General features: G+C 72.9%; 19 protein-coding genes, 1 other RNA gene and 1 pseudogene. 10 read left to right on the top strand and 11 right to left on the bottom strand.

Translation table 11 applies throughout. The features are described from left to right. Position 1 precedes the first annotated feature (1 nt). On the top strand, positions 2-346 hold the full coding sequence (pqqD, locus tag AC6F7H_RS20580; protein ID WP_500758393.1) for a pyrroloquinoline quinone biosynthesis peptide chaperone PqqD: 345 nt from the start codon (positions 2-4) through the stop codon (positions 344-346). After that, entirely contained in the window at positions 339-1,457 is a 1,119-nt protein-coding gene (gene pqqE, locus AC6F7H_RS20575; protein WP_500758392.1) for a pyrroloquinoline quinone biosynthesis protein PqqE, read from the top strand. Before pqqD ends, pqqE begins: the two co-directional genes overlap by 8 nt. Here pqqE and AC6F7H_RS20570 read toward each other — a convergent pair. The 3 genes from AC6F7H_RS20570 to AC6F7H_RS20560 all read right to left on the bottom strand — a co-directional run bounded on the left by AC6F7H_RS20570 (position 1,417) and on the right by AC6F7H_RS20560 (position 3,393). Continuing rightward, a complete protein-coding gene (locus AC6F7H_RS20570; RefSeq protein ID WP_500758391.1) occupies positions 1,417-1,956 on the bottom strand; it encodes a manganese efflux pump MntP in 540 nt (179 codons plus the stop codon). The two genes, pqqE and AC6F7H_RS20570, sit on opposite strands and share 41 nt — an antisense overlap. Before the next feature lie 285 nt (positions 1,957-2,241). Then, on the bottom strand, positions 2,242-2,886 hold the full coding sequence (locus AC6F7H_RS20565) for a hypothetical protein (protein WP_500758390.1): 645 nt from the start codon (positions 2,884-2,886) through the stop codon (positions 2,242-2,244). A 210-nt stretch (positions 2,887-3,096) separates the two neighbouring features. After that, the gene (locus tag AC6F7H_RS20560) at positions 3,097-3,393 is read right to left on the bottom strand and encodes a hypothetical protein (RefSeq protein WP_500758389.1); all 297 of its coding nucleotides are present in this window, start codon (positions 3,391-3,393) and stop codon (positions 3,097-3,099) included. A gap of 215 nt (positions 3,394-3,608) precedes the next feature. Between AC6F7H_RS20560 and AC6F7H_RS20555 the strand changes: the two genes are divergently transcribed. Both AC6F7H_RS20555 and AC6F7H_RS20550 read left to right on the top strand, forming a co-directional pair. Further along, the gene (locus AC6F7H_RS20555; RefSeq protein WP_500758388.1) at positions 3,609-4,757 is read left to right on the top strand and encodes a site-2 protease family protein; all 1,149 of its coding nucleotides are present in this window, start codon (positions 3,609-3,611) and stop codon (positions 4,755-4,757) included. Between the two features lie 132 nt (positions 4,758-4,889). Next, entirely contained in the window at positions 4,890-5,732 is an 843-nt protein-coding gene (locus AC6F7H_RS20550; protein ID WP_500758387.1) for a hypothetical protein, read from the top strand. A 123-nt stretch (positions 5,733-5,855) separates the two neighbouring features. On the opposite strand, the gene rnpB is transcribed toward AC6F7H_RS20550, so the two are convergent. The 4 genes and pseudogenes from rnpB to AC6F7H_RS20530 all read right to left on the bottom strand — a co-directional run bounded on the left by rnpB (position 5,856) and on the right by AC6F7H_RS20530 (position 8,597). Further along, an RNA gene (gene rnpB, locus AC6F7H_RS20545) (RNase P RNA component class A) lies at positions 5,856-6,259 on the bottom strand. Between the two features lie 67 nt (positions 6,260-6,326). Continuing rightward, positions 6,327-7,154: pseudogene (locus AC6F7H_RS20540) on the bottom strand (DMT family transporter); the annotation flags it as partial. 19 nt (positions 7,155-7,173) lie between these two features. Further along, entirely contained in the window at positions 7,174-8,007 is an 834-nt protein-coding gene (locus AC6F7H_RS20535) for an AraC family transcriptional regulator (RefSeq protein ID WP_500758386.1), read from the bottom strand. A 23-nt stretch (positions 8,008-8,030) separates the two neighbouring features. Further along, positions 8,031-8,597, bottom strand: a complete 567-nt coding sequence (locus AC6F7H_RS20530) for a Uma2 family endonuclease (protein ID WP_500758385.1) — start codon at positions 8,595-8,597, stop codon at positions 8,031-8,033. 136 nt (positions 8,598-8,733) lie between these two features. On the opposite strand from AC6F7H_RS20530, the gene AC6F7H_RS20525 reads away from it, so the two are divergent. The 4 genes from AC6F7H_RS20525 to eda all read left to right on the top strand — a co-directional run bounded on the left by AC6F7H_RS20525 (position 8,734) and on the right by eda (position 11,656). Further along, complete coding sequence (locus tag AC6F7H_RS20525; RefSeq protein ID WP_500758384.1) at positions 8,734-9,492, top strand: MerR family transcriptional regulator; 759 nt, start codon at positions 8,734-8,736, stop codon at positions 9,490-9,492. Next, positions 9,489-10,088: a hypothetical protein gene (locus AC6F7H_RS20520; RefSeq protein ID WP_500758383.1), complete on the top strand. Its 600-nt coding sequence runs from the start codon at positions 9,489-9,491 to the stop codon at positions 10,086-10,088. Before AC6F7H_RS20525 ends, AC6F7H_RS20520 begins: the two co-directional genes overlap by 4 nt. A 50-nt stretch (positions 10,089-10,138) precedes the next feature. Next, positions 10,139-10,921 carry a peroxide stress protein YaaA gene (yaaA, locus tag AC6F7H_RS20515; protein WP_500758382.1) on the top strand — a complete coding sequence of 261 codons (783 nt, stop codon included), beginning with the start codon at positions 10,139-10,141 and terminating at the stop codon, positions 10,919-10,921. Between the two features lie 72 nt (positions 10,922-10,993). Beyond that, complete coding sequence (gene eda / locus AC6F7H_RS20510; RefSeq protein ID WP_500758381.1) at positions 10,994-11,656, top strand: bifunctional 4-hydroxy-2-oxoglutarate aldolase/2-dehydro-3-deoxy-phosphogluconate aldolase; 663 nt, start codon at positions 10,994-10,996, stop codon at positions 11,654-11,656. Here the strand turns inward: eda and AC6F7H_RS20505 are convergent. Genes AC6F7H_RS20505 through AC6F7H_RS20495 form a run of 3 tightly spaced genes read right to left on the bottom strand, consistent with a single transcriptional unit; the run spans position 11,631 to position 14,671 of the window. Then, the gene (locus AC6F7H_RS20505) at positions 11,631-12,998 is read right to left on the bottom strand and encodes a bifunctional RNase H/acid phosphatase (protein WP_500758380.1); all 1,368 of its coding nucleotides are present in this window, start codon (positions 12,996-12,998) and stop codon (positions 11,631-11,633) included. The two genes, eda and AC6F7H_RS20505, sit on opposite strands and share 26 nt — an antisense overlap. 12 nt (positions 12,999-13,010) lie before the next feature. Further along, the gene (locus AC6F7H_RS20500; protein WP_500761971.1) at positions 13,011-13,754 is read right to left on the bottom strand and encodes a zinc ribbon domain-containing protein; all 744 of its coding nucleotides are present in this window, start codon (positions 13,752-13,754) and stop codon (positions 13,011-13,013) included. Beyond that, on the bottom strand, positions 13,751-14,671 hold the full coding sequence (locus AC6F7H_RS20495; protein ID WP_500758379.1) for a Nif3-like dinuclear metal center hexameric protein: 921 nt from the start codon (positions 14,669-14,671) through the stop codon (positions 13,751-13,753). The genes AC6F7H_RS20500 and AC6F7H_RS20495 overlap by 4 nt, the downstream gene beginning before the upstream one ends. A gap of 197 nt (positions 14,672-14,868) precedes the next feature. Between AC6F7H_RS20495 and AC6F7H_RS20490 the strand changes: the two genes are divergently transcribed. Together AC6F7H_RS20490 and AC6F7H_RS20485 are read left to right on the top strand one after the other, a co-directional pair. Then, complete coding sequence (locus tag AC6F7H_RS20490; RefSeq protein WP_500758378.1) at positions 14,869-16,155, top strand: hypothetical protein; 1,287 nt, start codon at positions 14,869-14,871, stop codon at positions 16,153-16,155. A gap of 96 nt (positions 16,156-16,251) precedes the next feature. Further along, complete coding sequence (locus AC6F7H_RS20485) at positions 16,252-16,419, top strand: hypothetical protein (RefSeq protein ID WP_500758377.1); 168 nt, start codon at positions 16,252-16,254, stop codon at positions 16,417-16,419. Positions 16,420-16,533: 114 nt separating this feature from the next. On the opposite strand, the gene AC6F7H_RS20480 is transcribed toward AC6F7H_RS20485, so the two are convergent. Then, entirely contained in the window at positions 16,534-17,391 is an 858-nt protein-coding gene (locus AC6F7H_RS20480; RefSeq protein WP_500758376.1) for a MaoC/PaaZ C-terminal domain-containing protein, read from the bottom strand. Positions 17,392-17,415 lie beyond the last annotated feature (24 nt).

Below are 17,415 nucleotides of genomic sequence, written 5' to 3'. Positions count from 1 at the left end.
CATGGACCCGACCCAGACCGGAACGCCCCAAACCGGAACGCCCCGGACCGGAACCGGCACCCGGCACGGCGTCGGGGTGTCCGGCTCGGACCGGCCCCGGTTGGCGCGCCATGTCCGACTGACCTTCTGCCGGACCAGGCGGCGTCAGACCCTGCAGCTCCCCGAGACGGTGGTGGTTCTGAACGGCAGCGGCGCGGACATCCTCGAGCTGTGCGACGGGCGGCACACCGTGGCCGAGATCGTGGCCGAGCTGGGCGCGCGCTACCGGACCGTCCCCGACGACGAGGTGCGGCAGTTCCTGACCCGGCTCGTCGCCCGGCGCTACGTGGAGATCGCCGATGGATAGCCCGTTCGGATTGCTCGCCGAGCTCACCTACCGCTGCCCGCTGGCCTGCCCGTACTGCTCCAACCCGCTGAACATGGCCGGCTACCAGGACGAGCTGGCCACCGACGAGTGGCGGCGGGTGCTGACCGAGGCCGGTGACCTGGGGGTTCTGCAGTGCCACCTGTCCGGCGGAGAACCGCTGCTGCGGCGCGACCTGGTGGAGATCGTGGCGGACGCCCACGACCTGGGCCTCTACACCAACCTCATCACCAGCGCCCTCGGGCTCTCGCGTCCGAGGGCCGAGCAGCTGCGGGCCGCCGGCCTGGACCACGTGCAGATCAGCATCCAGTCCGACGAGCCGGCCGTGTCCGACCGGATCGCCGGGACCCCGTCCTTCCGACGCAAGATCGAGGCGATGGGCGTGGTCAAGGAGCTGGGCTGGCCGCTCACCGTGAACGTGGTGCTGCACCGGCTCAACATCGACCGCGTCGCCGACGTGCTCGAGCTGGCCGAGGAGGTCGGCGCCGACCGGGTGGAGCTGGCCAACACCCAGTACTACGGCTGGGCCTGGCGGAACCGTGACGCGCTGCTGCCGAGCCGGGCCCAGCTCGAGGCGGCCGAGGTCGCCGTGCGGGCCGCCCGCGAGCGGTTGCGGGACCGCATGGACATCATCTACGTCATTCCCGACTACTACAGCCGCTACCCGAAGCCCTGCATGGGCGGCTGGGCCTCCCGGCAGCTGACCGTGACGCCGAACGGCGACGTCCTGCCCTGCCCCGCCGCCCACTCCCTGCCGTTGCCGCGGGCCAGCGTGCGGGAGGACTCGCTGGAGCGGATCTGGGCCGAGTCCCCGGTGATGAACGCGTTCCGGGGGACGGACTGGATGCCGGAGCCCTGCCGGAGCTGCCCCCGGCGGGAGCTGGACTTCGGCGGGTGCCGCTGTCAGGCGTTCCTGCTCACGGGCGACGCCGCCCGCACCGACCCGGTCTGTCACCTGTCGCCCGACCACGACCTGGTCACCCGGGCGGTCGAGGCCGCCAACGCCGGCTCGCGGGCCGACGATCTTCCGCTGATCCCCCGCATACACCGGGCTAACCGCCGAACACCAACGGCAGCGCCACAGCGGCGATGATCAAGGTGACCCCGCTCAGCAGGTCCGAGCGGATCCGGATGAGGCGCGCCGCGGCCCGCCCGAGCCGCAGCCCGACCAGCGACATCACCGCCGTCATGGCGCCGAAGACGGCGGCCGACAACCACGGCGAGAGCCCGAGGAGCCCCAGGCTCGCCCCGGCGAACAGGTTGTCCAGGCTCAGCGTCAACGGGATGCCGAACAGCGCCCACGGTTGGTCCAGCTCCTCCGGCTCGGGGTTCCGAAGGGCCGAGATGACGAGGTAGAGACCGTATCCCCCGAGCGCGGCCGCGCCCACCAGTTCGGCGACGCCCCCGACGGCCTCCCCGATCCGGCGACCGGCCAACAGCCCGACCAGGGGCATGACCGCGTCCCACAGTCCGAAGGTCAGTGCGACCTGCACCGCGCGCTTCAGACCGAACGGGACGGTGCCGAGCGCGATCGATACCCGGAAATTGTCGAGACTGAGTACGAAACCCAGGACCAGTATTTCCCCGATCATGGCGACGCCGCTGCCCGAGAACGCCCGACGCCGACAGGAACGACTCCGCCTCGGCTAGCATTCGCCATGTTGAAGATGATATCTCGGACGGTCCGCGAAATAAACCCGGTAAGTCGATTTCCAACAATTCCTCGGCACTACTCGTCCGACGTGGTTTGCAGGCTTGCCGGGGCACCTCACGATGACTGCTCCCGGAAGCACTCACGTGTGGACGGAAATCCGCTGGATCCAGGAGCCACCTCCGAACGATCCGACGGCCCGGACAACGGAATCGAGGACCCCATATCAATTGCTCGAGCCGAGGCGATCCTCCAGGCGAGAACTTGCGATTAACCAGCTGAGGCACTGGTGCCGAGAAACTTCTGTCCGGCGTACGAATTGAGCTCTTCGACGCTTACCGAGTACGTCGGCGACCACCGCGGTTACACCGACTGCCCGGCCCTCGGCATCGACGCCGGTCGCCGGCCGTCTCCGTCGTCGGCGGGGCTCCCTGGCCAGCGCCCTCCAGGAATCCTCCGTCTCCTCGGCGGCCGGAAGGGGCTGCCGCCAAGGGGTGGAGGCGTCGTTGTCCGGCGTGCGACGCCGCAGCCGTTCCGCCATGACCTCCGCGTCGTCCCGCACCGAGACGGCCAGGAGGCTGAAGGGAGCCGTGGGCCGCAGTTCGACGCACACCACGGGCCTGCCGGGCCGTACTGCCACGAAGTCCTGCCCGCCGGGGTGCCCCCGCGTGCCGACGCACAGCACGCCGGGAATCCAGACACCGTGCAGAACCACTCCGCGCAGGGCCCTCCACCAGCTGGGCTCCACCGTCACCCGGCGTACGGCCGCCAGCGGCACGCGCACACCTCCGCGGCGCGCGGCGGCCTTTTCCCACCACGGCAGGCGCACCACGAGGTCGTCGCCCTGCACCAGGATCCGTGCCGTGTTCACCCCCTCCCTTCCATGCTCGCTCCGGGCCGGGGTGCGGCACGAGGGACGAGACCGGCCGTGGCCGCCGTCGTCTCTCGCGGACGGCCCGCCTGATCCACTGCCGCGTCATGAGGCCTGCCGCAGACCACAGTGGTATCGGTCCGCACGGCACCACTCGTCGGGGGCACCGAGGCCGACCGCGTCATGCCGCCGGAGCGGCTCGGCACAGTGCTACCGCTGGGGGACGCCGAGTTCGCGGCCGCGGTAGAAGCCCTCCCGTTCCTCGGCGACGTACGGGGCCATGGCCGCACGCCGTTGCGCCTCCGCCTCGGAGGACCGCCACGCGTCGCAGGTCTCCCGGGAGTCCCAGAACGACACCCCGGTGATCTCCTGTCCGTCCTCGGACCAGTAGGCGTAGGCGCGACGGAGCCCCTGCGGGGCGGGCTCCGGCCGCCACGCCTTCTCGAAGTCCTCCAGGGCGTCCGGCCGAATGCGCCGCGTCGTCACCCAGACGAAGTGCTCTTCCATCGCAGCCTCCTCCGCAACACCGGTCGGCTCGCCGAACTCTCTTTGACCACCGTAGGCCCGCGGCACGCTCTCTGCCTGCCTGGGACGCCGGCGCCGCCGATCCCGGCTCCGCAGGTCTGGTCGCACGGACCGTTTCCCGTTACGGGGCCGACGACCGACCATGGAAAGGGAGAAGACAGTGCAGTCGGGGGCGGGAGTCGTCGGCGGTGAGGGCGATGAAGGGTTCGATCCGGCTCGGAAGTGTCCGGGGCCTGGCGCTGCGGGCGCACTGGAGCGTGCCGTTGCTCATGCTGCTCCTCGCGTACGGCCTGGCGGCCCGGACACTGCCCGGTTACGTGCCGGGCCTGGCGCCGGTGGTGTACGCGGTCGCCGGAGTGGCCGGATCCCTGCTGCTGCTGGCGAGTCTGGTGGTGCACGAGGCCGCGCACGCGCTGACGGCTCGCAGGGCGGGGATCCCCGTGCAGGACATGACACTGTGGGCGCTGGGCGGGGTCACTCGGATGGACCAGCCGACGACACCACGGACGGCCTTCCTGGTCGCCGCCAGCGGGCCGCTCGCCAGTCTGCTGCTCGGCGCCGTCGGTATCGGCGCGGCTGCCGCGGTCGCGGCGACGCTGGGCTGGCGGATCCCGGTCGCCGTACTGGGCTGGCTCGGTGGCACGAACCTGTTGCTGGGCGTCTTCAACCTGCTGCCCGCCGCGCCCCTGGACGGAGGCCGGCTGACGCAGGCCCTGCTGTGGTGGCGTACGGGGGACCGCGAGCGGGCTCAGCGGGCGGCAGGACGCGGTGGCCAGGTCGTCGGCATGGCGCTTGCCATCCTGGGCTGGCTGGCGTTCGCCCGGGGAGTGACGGCGGGATTGTGGCTGATCGTCGTCGGCCTGTTCGTGGCGGGCGCCGCGGCGGCCGAACGCCGGTGGGCCGAGCTGGTCACAGCCCTGCGGGGCGTACGGGTCGGGCAGGCGATGACCACTCCGGTGGTCACCGGCCCCGACTGGCTGACCGTGGACCGCTTCCTTTCCGAGGTGACCGCGCAGGCGGGGCACTCGGTGCTGCCGCTGCTCGACTTCGAGGGCCACCCCAGCGGCGTCGTACAACTGCGCCGACTGGCCGGCCTGCCGCTCGAGAAGCGGGCGTCGCTGCGGGTACGCGACCTTGCGACCCCACTGTCCCGATGCACGCTCGCCGCGCCGGACGAACTGCTGAACTCCGTCCTGGAGCGCCTCGGCACCACCGGGATCCTCCTGCCGATCCTCGTGATGGACGGCGGCCGGCTGAGCGGAATCATCACCGCGCACGACATCGACCGGTTCCGCCGGAACTCGCGGCTTCCGTCGGCGCCCCCGCAGCCCCCCGGGCCGCCGTGAGGACGTTCGGCTTCCGTGTCCGGAGCGATCGGGTGTCCTCGCGAGCCCCGTGTGCGGCAGACAGCCCGGGCCGTCGGAAGCGGGACATGATGGAAGTGAAGTACAGACGTGTTCCGTGAGGAGGAGTACGGCATGGCCGGTTCAGGCTCTGGCGGCACCGAGGGCGCGGGGGGCGGCAAGTCGCGGTTCGACGACATCTACGACCGGCCGGATCCGCGCGCGTACTTCAGGCGGCTGGCCCCGCTGGAGTACGAGATCCCGCACCACGCCCAGCCGGTCTTCCGGCAGGTCGCCGCCGAACGGGCCGCGCTCGACGACGGCCGGCCGCACAGGCCGGCGGTGCTGGACGTGTGCTGCTCGTACGGGATCAACGCCGCGCTGCTCAACCACGACGTGACGCTGGCGGAGATGTACGAGCGGTACACCTCCCCCGCTCACCGGACGGTGTCGACGGCGGAACTGGCGGCACGGGACAAGGAGTTCTACGCCGAGCGACGCCGACCGGACGCGGTGCCGGTCTTCGGCCTGGACGTCTCGGCACCCGCCGTGCACTACGCGCTCGAGGTGGGGCTCCTGGACGCCGCCTTCACCGACGACCTCGAACAGGGCTCGCCCGGCCCCGGGCTGAACCGCGCGCTCACCGAGGTCGGCCTCGTCACGCTGACCGGCGGCGGCAGCTACGTCACCGCCCGAACGTTCACGGCGCTGCTGGGCGGCGCCCGGAGACCGGTGTGGGTCAGCGCGTTCGTGCTGCGGACGGTGTCGTACCGACCGATCGTCCGGGCCTTGACCGCGCACGGTCTGAGCACCACCGTCGACGCCTCCCGCACCTATCCGCAGCGCCTCTTCACCGACGAGCGGGAACGGCGGTACGCGATCGCGGCGGTACGGGCGCTGGGCGGCGACCCCGCAGGGCGCGAGGAAGCCGGCCGTTTCCACACCCTGCACTACGAGTCCCGACCCGACACACCATGACAGCCGAGCGGGAGGCACCACGCGAGCCGCCGGCGCCGCCCCACCCCACACGTCTCCGAGCCGCCCTCACGTCCGCCCACGACAGGGGGCGGTCGTCGGAGCGCGCGGAATCACAGGTGGCGGCAGACGAGTCGGGCTGTACGCCGGGTTCTGTTCCGGTGGGTCCTCGCGGGCCCGCCGGTGACGGCCATCCATCTAGGGCCGGCGTTGCCGCCGGCCTCGTGCGGTCTACCCGCGGACTCGGGCGGGCAGCCCTCGAACGTCCGCGCAGAGCGCTTTTCACGGCGCTCCTCTTGACCTTGCTCCGGGTGGGGTTTACCTAGCCGCCTGAGTCACCTCAGGCGCTGGTGGTCTCTTACACCACCGTTTCACCCTTACCCGGCGCCTGAGCGCCGGGCGGTCTGCTTTCTGTGGCACTGTCCCGCGGGTCACCCCGGGTGGCCGTTAGCCACCACCCTGCCCTGTGGAGCCCGGACGTTCCTCGGGAAGCCCCACAAGGGACTCCACGCGGCCGCCCGCCCGGCTCGTCTGCCGTGCCGACCATGGTACCGGGCGCGAGCGGGGCCCCGGTGCCGCGGCCGTCGCCAGGACCGAGCCGGTGAGGATCAGGGCGAAGGCCGCCAGGACCGTCGCGGTCAGGGGCTCGCCCAGGAGGAGTACCCCGGCCGTCACGGCAACCGCCGGGTTGACGTACGTGATGACGGTCGCCCGGGTCGGTCCCGCCTCCTTGATCAGTTCCAGGAAGGCGACGAACGCGACCGCCGTGCAGACGGCGCCCAGGCCGGCGAGGGCGGTCAGGGCACCAGCGGAGGGCAGCTCGGCCGGCCGTGTGAGCACGGCGGCCGGGGCGTAGACGACTGCCGCCAGGGTCAGGCAGACCGCGGTGAGCTGGAGGGACGGGACCTGCTTCAGATGGCGGGCGGCGATGAGCGGGGCGATGGCGTAACCCAGTACCGTCACCAGCACCTCGGCGAGCGAACGGGCGTCGCCGCCGGTCAGGTGCGGGACGGTGAGGGCGCCGACGCCCACCAGACCGAGCCCCAGGCCGGTGAGACGGCGTGCGCCCAGGCGCTCCGTGTCGCCGAAGAACCTGGCGAGCGCCACGCCCACGATGGGGACACCCGCGATCAGCAGGCCGGCGGTGGAGCTGGAGAGGTGGCGTTCCGCGGAGGTCAGGGTGTACCAGGGGCCGATGATCTCGATGACCGCGAAGGCCAGCAGGGGGCGCCAGTGGGCTCGGACGGTCCCGGTGAGGCTTCCCTGCCGCAGGGCGAAGGGCAGCAGGAGCAGGGCGCCGAGGGCGCAGCGGGCGAAGACGACCCCGGACGGGGACACCTCCTCCACCGCCACCTTGATCATCAGATAGGGGATGCCCCAGACCACTCCCATCAGGGAGAACAGGAACCAGCCGCGTGCAGTCATGCGGCGAGTCTCGGCCGGGTCAGCGCCCCGGGTCTTGAACGCTGTTGCGGTACGCCGCCGGGGTCACCCCGAGGACGCGGCGGAACCACCGGGTCAGGTGGGCCTGGTCGGCGAAGCCCACGAGTCCGGCCACTTCGGCGGGGCGCAGCCCGGCCTCCAGCAGGCCGCGGGCCCTGGTGACCCGGTACTGGGCGAGCCAGGCGTAGGGCGGTATCCCCATCGTCGTACGGAAGGCGCGCAGCAGTTGGTACCGGGACAGGCCGAGGTCGGCGGCGAGGGCCGCGAGGGAGGGCGGGGCGAGCAGTTCGTCGGCGAGACGGTCGCGCACGGCCAGGGCGATGCGCCCGGCACCGGGAACCGCGCCGGTGTCCGCGCGGGCGGTGGAGTGGCGGTGCGCGAGGGCCGTGAGCAGCCAGGGCAGCCTCGACTCCGCCTCCAGGGGGTCGGGGCGGGCGCTGACCTCGGTGTGCGCGCGGCGCAGGGCGCCGGCCAGTTCGGGGTCGTGGAGGACCGGCTCGCGGAAGTGCGGGAGCCCGGTGCCGAGGGTCCCGTCGGTGAGCAGGGCGGGCACGGCGTACAGGGCGCGGTAGGCGTAGCCCTCGGGGGCGGCGGGGCCGCCGGTGTGCATCTCGCCGGGTTCGAGGACGACGAGGGAGCCGGGTCCGGAGACGATGCGTCCGCCGCGGTACGCGATGGCCTCCAGGCCGCCGGTGGTCACGCCGACCGTGAACTCGTCGTGGGCGTGCGGGGCGTACTCGTGCCGGTCGAAACGGGCGGTGAGCAGGTCGACGGAGGGCCCGCAGACCCCGAGCCGCGCCCTGGTCCAGCGGGCCTGCTCCCGTACGTTCGTCACCCCGCACCCCCGCCCACAGGGGATCAGAGGAAGTCGGCGGTGTCCAGGTCGAAGGCGAAGGGGGCGGGGAGGGGCAGTGGCTTGCCCAGGGGGAGGGTGGACTGCTTGCGGTAGGTTCCCCCTTCCGGAGCGCTGAACAGGGTGATCGAGGAGGCTTCGCGGTCGACGAGGAGGTAGAGGGGGATGCCGCCGCGGGCGTAGCAGCGTGGTTTCGTCTCGCGGTCGGTCTCGGGTTTGGTCCAGGTCACTTCCACCACCAGGGCGACGCCTTCGCAAGGCATCCATGGGTCGGCTCCCCGGTAGAGGCGCAGTTCCGTGGGAGCGAGGGTGCCGTCGGGGATCACGTGGTCCTGCGGGCAGGCGGCGGCGCCCCTCAGTTTCAGACCCTTGTTCCCGGAGAAGTCCATGGCGGTTCGGGAGCGGGTGTACATCTGGCTTGCGATCAGGCTGAGGCAGTGCGCGTGTGACCCGTCGGGGAGTGGGGTGAGGACGAGTTCGCCCTCGATGAGTTCCGCCCGGAATCCCTCCGGGGGGTCGAGAACGACGAACCAGTCCAGCAGGAGCTGCTCCGAGATCGGGTCGTAGGTCATCACGGTGCTGTGCCTCTCTCTTTCGGTCGCTTGCCAGGCTGGGTCCCGCAGTCGTCCCTCGTCGTGCCCTCCGGGTCCCGTTCACCCGACCCTGTGCGCTTGACCCTGTCGCGGCGTCAACGTCTCTACTGGGGGCATGCGGATCGGAGAACTCGCCACGGCCGTCGGTGTCACCACGCGGACCGTGCGGCACTACCACCATCTGGGGCTGCTCCCGGAGCCGGAGCGGCGGGCCAACGGGTACCGGGACTACACGCTGCGGCATGCCGTCGTGCTGGCGCGGATCAGGCGGCTGACCGAGCTGGGGCTCGGGCTGGCCGAGGTGCGGGACGTGCTCGCGGACGACGCCGGGAAGGACCTCGCCGAGGTGCTGACCGAGCTGGACGAGGACCTGGCCCGGCAGGAGGCGGCGGTCCGGGACCGCCGGGCGCGGCTGCGGGCCCTGCTGGAGACGGAGGGCGGGCTGACCGCCGAGGGGCCGGTCTCCCCCGAACTGGCCACGCTCTTCAGGGAGATGCCGGACGTGTCCGGCTCACCCATGGCCGCCAAGGACCGGGAGATGCTCGCGCTGATCGAGACGACGGCGGATCCGGAGGAACGGGAGCGGTTCATGGGTGCGTTCAGCGGTGTGATGGGTGCGCCGGGCGGGATGGAGCGGGCGCTCGACGCGTACGCGCTGCTCGACGCGCTCGTCGACGCCGCGCCGGACGATCCCCGGGTCGACGAGGCCGCCCGTGCCCTCGCCGCGTGTCTGCCGGCCGAACTGCTGCCGGACGACCTCGCCGTCGACCAGGACGACAGCTTCCTGCGGGCCTTCTACGCCGACTTCGCCCCCGCCCAGGCGGAGGCGATCCGCCGGATGATGCGGATCGTCATGGAGGGCGGGCGGTCATGAGGGCCGTCAGGGGCGCCGGGGTTCTCGTCCGGCACGAGCTGCGGCTGCTGGTGAGCCTGGTGCTGTGGCTGGTGCGGCGGACGCACGGCGTCGGGGGCGGGTCGGCCTTCGGGTACGCGCGGGGGCACGGCGCGGTGATGTTCGGGTTCGCGTTCGTGTGCGTGGTCGAGACGGTGGTGATGTCCGTGCTGCTGCTCGACTGGCCGACGGTCCACGCGGTGGTGCTGTTCCTGGACGTGTACACCGTGGTCGTCGTCGTGGCCCTGCACGCCGCCAACGTCGTACGCCCTCATGTGCTGGACCCGGACTCCGGCACGCTGCGGGTCCGCGGGGCCGTCCACGTCGACCTGCGGATACCGCTGGAGCGGATCGCCTCCGTCCGGCGTGAGCTGCGGATGAGCCACGAACGGGCCGACGGCGAGCTGAACGTCGAGGTCGGCTCGCAGACCACGGTCACGCTGGAACTCACGCAGCCGGTCACCCATGTCACGTTCTTCGGGCGGACCCGGGAGGTGCGCGTCGTACGGTTCCACGCCGACGAGCCCGACGCCCTGGTCCGGGCGCTGGCGGCGGGGCGATGGGCCCCTCAGGCGTAGGGCCGGGGCACCGTACGCTGTCGGCTGGGTTCTACCGTGAGGAGCAACGCGTGCTTGTCCTGCTGCCGCCGTCCGAAGGCAAGGCCACTTCCGGCCGCGGCGCCCCGCTGAAGCCGGAGTCCCTGTCCCTGCCGGGGCTGGCCGAGGCCCGGGAGGCCGTCCTCACCGAGCTGGTGGACCTGTGCGCCGCCGACGAGGACAAGGCGCGCGAGGTGCTGGGGCTGAGCGAGGGGCTGCGGGGCGAGGTCGCGAAGAACGTGGAGCTGCGCACCGCCGGGGCCCGGCCCGCCGGGGAGATCTACACCGGGGTGCTGTACGACGCCCTGGACCTGGCCTCGCTCGACCCGGCCGCCCAGCGCAGGGCCGCCCGCCGGCTGCTGGTGTTCTCGGGGCTGTGGGGCGCGGTCCGGGTCACCGACCGGATCCCCTCCTACCGCTGCTCGATGGGTGTCCGGCTGCCGGGGCTCGGGGCGCTGGGTGCGTACTGGCGTACGCCGATGGCCTCGGTGCTGCCGGAAGCGGCGGGCGGCGGTCTGGTGCTGGACCTGCGGTCGGCCGCGTACGCGGCGGCGTGGAAGCCGAAGGGCGAGGCGGCCGCGCGTACGGCGACGGTACGGGTGCTGCACGCGCCGACCCGGAAGGTGGTCAGCCACTTCAACAAGGCGACCAAGGGACGGATCGTCCGCAGCCTGCTGACGGCCGGGACCGCGCCCAAGGACCCCGCCTCCCTGGTGGAGGCGTTGCGGGATCTCGGATACGTGGTGGAGGCACAGGCACCGGGGCGGGCGGGGACGCCCTGGGCGCTGGATGTACTGGTGGACCAGATCCACTGACCGGCACGGATTCCGTTGCATGCAATGCAACACCCTTTGCGCAGGGCGCTTCACTGAAGGCAGGATGACGCCATGAGCTCACCCCTGCCCTCGCCGGCCCCCTCCGCCTCCGTGCTGGATCTCGCGCCCGTCGTGCCCGTCGTCGTGGTGGAGGACGCCGCCGACGCCGTACCGCTGGCGCGGGCACTGGTCGCCGGTGGGCTGCCCGCGATCGAGGTGACCCTGCGGACGCCCGCCGCCCTGGACGCCGTCCGCGCGATCGCCGCCGAGGTGCCGGACGCGGTGGTCGGGGCCGGCACGGTGATCGCTCCGGGGCAGGTGGGCGAGGTCGTCGCGGCCGGGGCGCGGTTCCTCGTCAGTCCGGGCTGGACGGACGTACTGCTGGAGTCGATGCTGGCGTCCGGGGTGCCGTTCCTGCCGGGGGTGTCGACGGTCTCGGAGGTCGTGGCGCTGCTGGAGCGCGGGGTGCGGGAGATGAAGTTCTTCCCGGCGCAGGCGTCGGGCGGGACGGCGTATCTGAAGGCGATCGCCGGGCCGCTCCCCCAGGCCCGCTTCTGTCCGACCGGCGGGATCGGCCCGGACTCCGCGCCGGACTATCTCGCGCTGCCCAACGTCGCCTGTGTGGGCGGCAGTTGGATGCTCCCGGCGGATGCGGTGACGGCTCGCGACTGGGCCCGGATCGAACGGCTGGCCCGCGCGGCGGCGGACCTCAGCGCAGGTGGGACGTCTCGTTGAACAGCCGGACGCTGGCGTTGCCGTCGGCGTAGTACGCCACCGCCGACAGCGAGGCCGCCGACAACTCCATCCGGAACAGGGCCTCGGGCGGGGCGCCCAGGGCGAGGCGTACGAAGGTCTTGATCGGGGTCACATGGGTGACGAGCAGGACCGTGCGGCCCGCGTACGCGGCGGTCAGCCGGTCCCGGGCGGCCGCGACCCGGTTCGCGGTGGCCGCGAAGCTCTCCCCGCCGCCGGTGGGTTCGGCGTCCGGGGAGGACAGCCAGGCGTTCAGGTCGTCGGGGTGGCGTTCGCGCACCTCGGCGAAGGTGAGGCCCTCCCACGCGCCGAAGTCGGTCTCGCGCAGCCCGTCGTCGACGGTGACGTCGAGACCCAGGCGGGCGGCGATGACGCCGGCGGTCTCGCGGGTGCGGACCAGGGGCGAGGCGACGATCGCCTGGACGGTGCCGCGCCGGGCGAGGTGGGCGGCGGTCTTCTCGGCCTGCTCCCTGCCGACGTCGGAGAGGGAGGGGTCGCTGCCGCCGCTGCCGGAGAACCGTTTCTGGGGGGTCAGCGGGGTCTCGCCGTGCCGGAGGAGCACGAAGGTGGCCGGCGGGCCCATGTCGGCGGGCGCCCAGCCCGACGAGGGGGTGGCGGCCGACGCCGGAGTACGGGTGGCGGCCGTCTCGGTGCCGGGGGCGGCCACGGCCTGCGCGGCCCGGACGTCGGCTGCCGCCTTTCCGGCAGGGGCGTTTCCGACAGAGGCGTCGCCCGCACCGGCACCCGCGCCCCCTGCATCGGCGACCCCGGCGGCGGCCTCAGCCGCTCGCGTCCGTGCCGCACCGGCGGCCGCGCCCCCGGTCGGACCGGACCGCTCGGACGGCTCGGGGGTCACGGGCCGTGTGCCCGGCGTGTCCAGTGCGGCGCGCGAGTCCGACGCGCTCCACGCCCCACCCCGCGCTCCCGCGTCCATCGCCTCGTTGGCCAGGCGGTCCGCGTGCTTGTTCTGCTCGCGCGGGATCCACTCGTAGGTGACCCGGCCGGGCGGGAAGACCCGCGCCGCCTCGGCCGCCAGCGGCTTGATGCCGGGGTGCTTGATCTTCCAGCGGCCCGACATCTGCTCGACGACGAGCTTGGAGTCCATCCGGACGTGGACCGCGGCCTCCGGGTCCAGCTCACGGGCGGCCCGCAGACCGGCCAGCAGACCCGAGTACTCGGCGACGTTGTTCGTGACGACGCCGAGGTACTCGGCCGCCTCCCGCAGCGTCTCCCCCGTCGCCGCGTCGCTCACCACGGCCCCGTAGCCCGCGGGTCCGGGGTTGCCCCGTGACCCACCGTCGGCCTCGACGATGAACTCCCGCACCGGAGACAACCCCTACAGCCCCGAATCGGCGGTGCGGACCAGGATGCGGCGGCAGTTCTCGCAGCGCACCACCGTGTCGGGCGCGGCCTGGCGGATCTCGTTCAGCTCGGTGATGGCGAGCTCCTGGCGGCAGCCCTGGCAGCTGCGCGCGTACAGCTTCGCCGCGCCGATGCCGCCGCGCTGCTCGCGCAGCTTCTCGTACAGCTTGAGCAGGTCCGCGGGAACGGCTCCGGCGACGACCGCGCGCTCCTTGGTGACCGTGGCGGCCTCGCCGTCGATCTCCGCGCAGGCCGCGTCCCGGCGGCCGGTCGCGTCGTCGATCCGCGACTGGACGGAGGCGACCCGCTCGGCCAGCTCGGCGACCCGCTCCTGCGCGGACTCGCGGCGCTCCATGACCTCCAGGACGACGTCCTCGAGGTCGCCCTGGCGCTTGGCGAGGGAGGCGATCTCGCGCTGGAGGTTCTCCAGGTCCTTGGGCGAGGAGACGGCGCCGGAGTCGAGGCGCTGCTGGTCGCGGGCGGCGCGCTGGCGCACCTGGTCCACGTCCTGTTCGGCCTTGGTCTGCTCGCGGGCGCAGTCGCTCTCCTCGGTCTGCGCGGCCACGTGCAGGTCGCGCAGCTGGGCGAGGTCCCGGGTCAGCGACTCGATCTCGGCGTGCTCGGGGAGCGACTTCCGCTTGTGCGCGAGTTGCTGGAGGCGGATGTCGAGGTCCTGGACGTCGAGGAGTCGGATCTGGTCGGCGGACGCGGCGTTCAGTTGGGGGCTCCAGATGTATCGGAGTGGGAGGGGGCGCGCGAAGCGCTCCCTGGAGGGGTGGTGGTGGGCGACGGGTGGACGAAGGACGCCGCGTGGGCGGTCCAGGGGTCGGTGACCGTGGCGGAGACATGGACCCGAAGGCCCCATCCGTGGCGGTCGGAGATCTCGTCGAGCTGGGCTGCGGCCAGCTCGCACCAGGGCCACTCGGTGGCCCAGTGCGCCGCGTCGAGCAGCGCGAGGGGACGGTGGGCGGCATGGTCCGCCGCGAACTCCGACGCCGGGTGGTGGCGCAGGTCCGCGGTGAGGTACGCGTCCACCTCGGCCGCCCGGACGTAGGCGAAGAGGCTGTCGCCGGAGCCGCCGCTGACGGCGACCCTGCGGACGAGCGCCTCGGGGTCGCCGGCGACGCGGATGCCCTGCGCGGTGGCGGGGAGGCGTTCGGCGGCGCGGGCGGCGAATTCGCGGACGGTCAGCGGGTGGTCCAGTTCGCAGACCCGGCCGAGCCCGCGGCGGCCCTCGGGGTCGGAGGTGTCCGGCACGAGCGGCCGTACGACGCGCAGGTCGAGCGCGCCGGCCAGGGCGTCGCTCACCCCGGGGTCGGCCGTGTCGGCGTTGGTGTGGGCGACGTGCAGCGCGATGTCGTTCTTGATGAGTCTGTGCACCACGCGGCCCTTGGCGGTGGAGGCCGCGACGGTGGTCGTCCCGCGCAGATAGAGCGGGTGGTGGGTGATCAGCAGGTCGGCGTTCAGCTTCACCGCCTCGTCGACGATCTCCAGGACGGGGTCGACCGCGAACAGGACCCGGGTGACCTCCTGGTCGGGGTCACCCGCGACGGTGCCGACCGCGTCCCAGGACTCGGCCCGCTCGGCGGGCCACAGGGTCTCCAGCGCGGTGATGACTTCAGACAGACGGGGCACAAGCGCAAGGCTACCTGCCCCTTTGGCGCTGCAGTACCGGTGCGGGCACCTGGAACGGACCCGATACCGATGAGCACATAAGCCCTCGTTTCCTCAGGCGAATCGTTCCTGGAACACCCTTATGTGTGAAGCGGGGGCCGCCGGGTCCTCCGTCCGCGCGTACGAAAACTACGTTCGTCGCCGGAGGTGACCGAACGATGACGATGTGTGCGATCGAGCCTTCGACGGGCCACTCGGGCACCGGGCGCGCGGACACGGAGCACAGGTCCGGTACGGAGGGCGAGGGCGGTACGGAACACGGGGACGGGAGACCCGCGCCGGGCTGCGTCCTCACCGCCGACGGTTCCTACGCCGCACGCCTCGCCCCCGTCGACGGCTCCCTGGTCCCGGAGCGCTGGACCCTGGACGGCCCCGAGCCCTACGCGGTACCGCTGCCCGGTGGCCGGCCCGAGGAGCCCGGGACCGAGGTGCAGCCCCTGGGCGACGGGCGGGTCCTCGTCCACCGGCCGGCGGACGGGCGGCAGGACGGGAGCCACACCTTCTCCCTCCTGTACCCGGCCGGCCCCGGGACCGGCGAGCTGTCGCTCGGCGCGATCGCGTGCCCGGACGAGGGGGCCCGGCTGCGGCTGCTGCCGCCCGCCCCGTGCGGGCGGCGGGCGTACGCCGTGGCCGTGGGCCCGCGGTCGACGGCCCTGTGGCTGGTGGCGGGCGGCGCCTTCGGGCCCGAGCGCCTCGCCGAGATCCCGGGCCGCTGCTCGGGCGGGGTGTGGCTGGACCGCACCGGCCGGATGCTGGCCCTGGACCGGGAGACCGGCGGGCGCACCAAGTCGGTCGTGGTGGACCTGGGCCGCGGGGGCGAGGTCTCGCCCCTGTTGCAGCTCGCCCCGGAGAGCGACGACCGGGTCCTGCTCGCCGACCCGGACAGCGGGCTGCTGCTGATCCGCTCGGACGCGCCCTCACCGGGACGGGCCCGGCTGGGCTGGGGGGTGCTGGGCAGCGCGCTGCCGGTGCGCTTCCCGGAGTGCCTGCGGCTGCCGGACTGCGCGGTCACGCCGTTCGCGATCCAGCCCGGCCAGGTGCTGACGCCGGAGAGCTGCTCGGTGGCGCTGCGCGTCAACAGCACGGACGACGCGGACGGCGTGCTCGGCAGCTGGGTCGGGGTGTGGCGGCCGGGGCTGCGGCAGGTGCGCCATCTCCCTGCGCCCGAGGGGTGGTTGGCCGGAACCGGGCTGTGGACGGCGGACGGGGTGCTGCGGCTGCCCTGCGCCACACCGGCGGTGCCGTGCGCGGTGGCCCTGCTGTACCCGCCGGCACCGGAGCGACAGCGGGGACGACAGCAAGAAGAGGACATCCCGCACGTCCCGTCGGAAGCGGAGTCCCCGGCACCCGCGCCCGCGGTCGGCCCCGCGATGCGGACGACCGTCCCCGCGCCCCGCCCCATCCCCCTGCAACAGGCGCCGCTGGGACCGCTTGTAACGAAGTAGCGGCGGTCGGCGTGGTCGCCTGGATACGCACCGTGGCCCGCCGGTTAGACTCGCCCGGTTGCAGGAAGATCAGTTTTACGGGGTGAGTTCCTTCCAATGAACGATGCCGGCACGAACCAGCCGCAGACCGCAGACGGCTGGCAGATCGCCTCCGGGCAGGGCAGGCACCGCGGACCGGTTTCCCAGCAGGACTCCACGGTGACCCCTCGGGGCCGTCACCGCAGGCCCGCTGAGGAGAACGAGCAGTCGGAGCAGGTTGCCTGACGTAACGACAGGTATCAGTCGGATATCAGGTGGATCGGTACGGCCCCGCCCGTCGCACGACGGGCGGGGCCGTACCTGGTCCGTCGCGTTTCCTCGGCCGCGGGCCGGTTCGGTTCAGAGGTGTTCGACGACGGTGTCGGCGAGCACGGGCGCGTCGTCCCTGTCCAGTGCGCTCACGGTCACCCGCACCTCGCCGGATCCGCGCCACATGCGGATCCGCAGTGTCTCGCCCGGGTACACGACCCCGGCGAACCGGGTGTCGTAGCGACGGACACGGGTGACGTCCCCGCCGAGCAGTGTGTCGACGACCGCCTTGAGCGTCATGCCGTAGGTGCACAGCCCGTGCAGGATCGGCCGCTCGAACCCGCCGAGTTTCGCGAACCCGGGGTCGGCGTGCAGCGGGTTCCAGTCGCCGGAGAGGCGGTAGAGCAGCGCCTGGTCCTCCCGGGTCGTCCGCTCCACCGTCAGGTCGGGCGGCCCGACGGGGGGCTCGCGCCGCGCGGACGGACCCCGGTCACCGCCCCAGCCGCCCGCGCCGCGTACGTGGATCCGCGCCTCGTCGGTCCACAGCGGGCCGTCGGCGACGGCGACGTCGGTGCGCATCACCAGGACGGCCGCCCCGCCCTTGTCGTACACCGCCGCGATCCTGCTGCTCGCGGTGGCGGTGCCCGCGACGGGCAGGGGGCGGTGCAGGATCAGCGACTGGCCGGCGTGCAGGACGCGGGCCAGGTCGACGTCGACGCCGGGCATCGACAGCCCGGCGATCACCCCGGGGGCCCCGGCGCCCGCGACGGTGGCGAAGCTCGGCAGGGCGTGCAGCCCGGACTCCAGGGTGTAGCGCAGTTCGTCGGGGTCGGTGGCGGGGACGCCCGCGCCGATGCCGAGGTGGTAGAGCTGGACGTCCCTGTGCCCCCAGGTGATCTCGTCGGTCCGGGGTTCGGCGGCGAGCGCCTTGGCTGCGTCGATGGGCACGGGGTCTCCCGGTTCTGGTTGCTC

This window comes from Streptomyces sp. MMS24-W38, assembly GCF_059889265.1.
Note: the sequence above shows the minus strand (reverse complement) of the source record. Positions and strands in the feature narration are given on the sequence as shown.

Excerpts from the sequence above, each read along its gene's own strand:
- pqqD (WP_500758393.1), top strand. The coding sequence starts at position 2 with ATGGACCCGACCCAGACCGGAACGCCCCAAACCGGAACGCCCCGGACC.
- pqqE (WP_500758392.1), top strand. The coding sequence starts at position 339 with ATGGATAGCCCGTTCGGATTGCTCGCCGAGCTCACCTACCGCTGCCCG.
- AC6F7H_RS20570 (WP_500758391.1), bottom strand. The coding sequence starts at position 1,956 with ATGATCGGGGAAATACTGGTCCTGGGTTTCGTACTCAGTCTCGACAAT.
- AC6F7H_RS20560 (WP_500758389.1), bottom strand. The coding sequence starts at position 3,393 with ATGGAAGAGCACTTCGTCTGGGTGACGACGCGGCGCATTCGGCCGGAC.
- AC6F7H_RS20555 (WP_500758388.1), top strand. The coding sequence starts at position 3,609 with ATGAAGGGTTCGATCCGGCTCGGAAGTGTCCGGGGCCTGGCGCTGCGG.
- AC6F7H_RS20550 (WP_500758387.1), top strand. The coding sequence starts at position 4,890 with ATGGCCGGTTCAGGCTCTGGCGGCACCGAGGGCGCGGGGGGCGGCAAG.
- AC6F7H_RS20530 (WP_500758385.1), bottom strand. The coding sequence starts at position 8,597 with ATGACCTACGACCCGATCTCGGAGCAGCTCCTGCTGGACTGGTTCGTC.
- AC6F7H_RS20525 (WP_500758384.1), top strand. The coding sequence starts at position 8,734 with ATGCGGATCGGAGAACTCGCCACGGCCGTCGGTGTCACCACGCGGACC.
- AC6F7H_RS20520 (WP_500758383.1), top strand. The coding sequence starts at position 9,489 with ATGAGGGCCGTCAGGGGCGCCGGGGTTCTCGTCCGGCACGAGCTGCGG.
- eda (WP_500758381.1), top strand. The coding sequence starts at position 10,994 with ATGAGCTCACCCCTGCCCTCGCCGGCCCCCTCCGCCTCCGTGCTGGAT.
- AC6F7H_RS20490 (WP_500758378.1), top strand. The coding sequence starts at position 14,869 with ATGACGATGTGTGCGATCGAGCCTTCGACGGGCCACTCGGGCACCGGG.
- AC6F7H_RS20485 (WP_500758377.1), top strand. The coding sequence starts at position 16,252 with ATGAACGATGCCGGCACGAACCAGCCGCAGACCGCAGACGGCTGGCAG.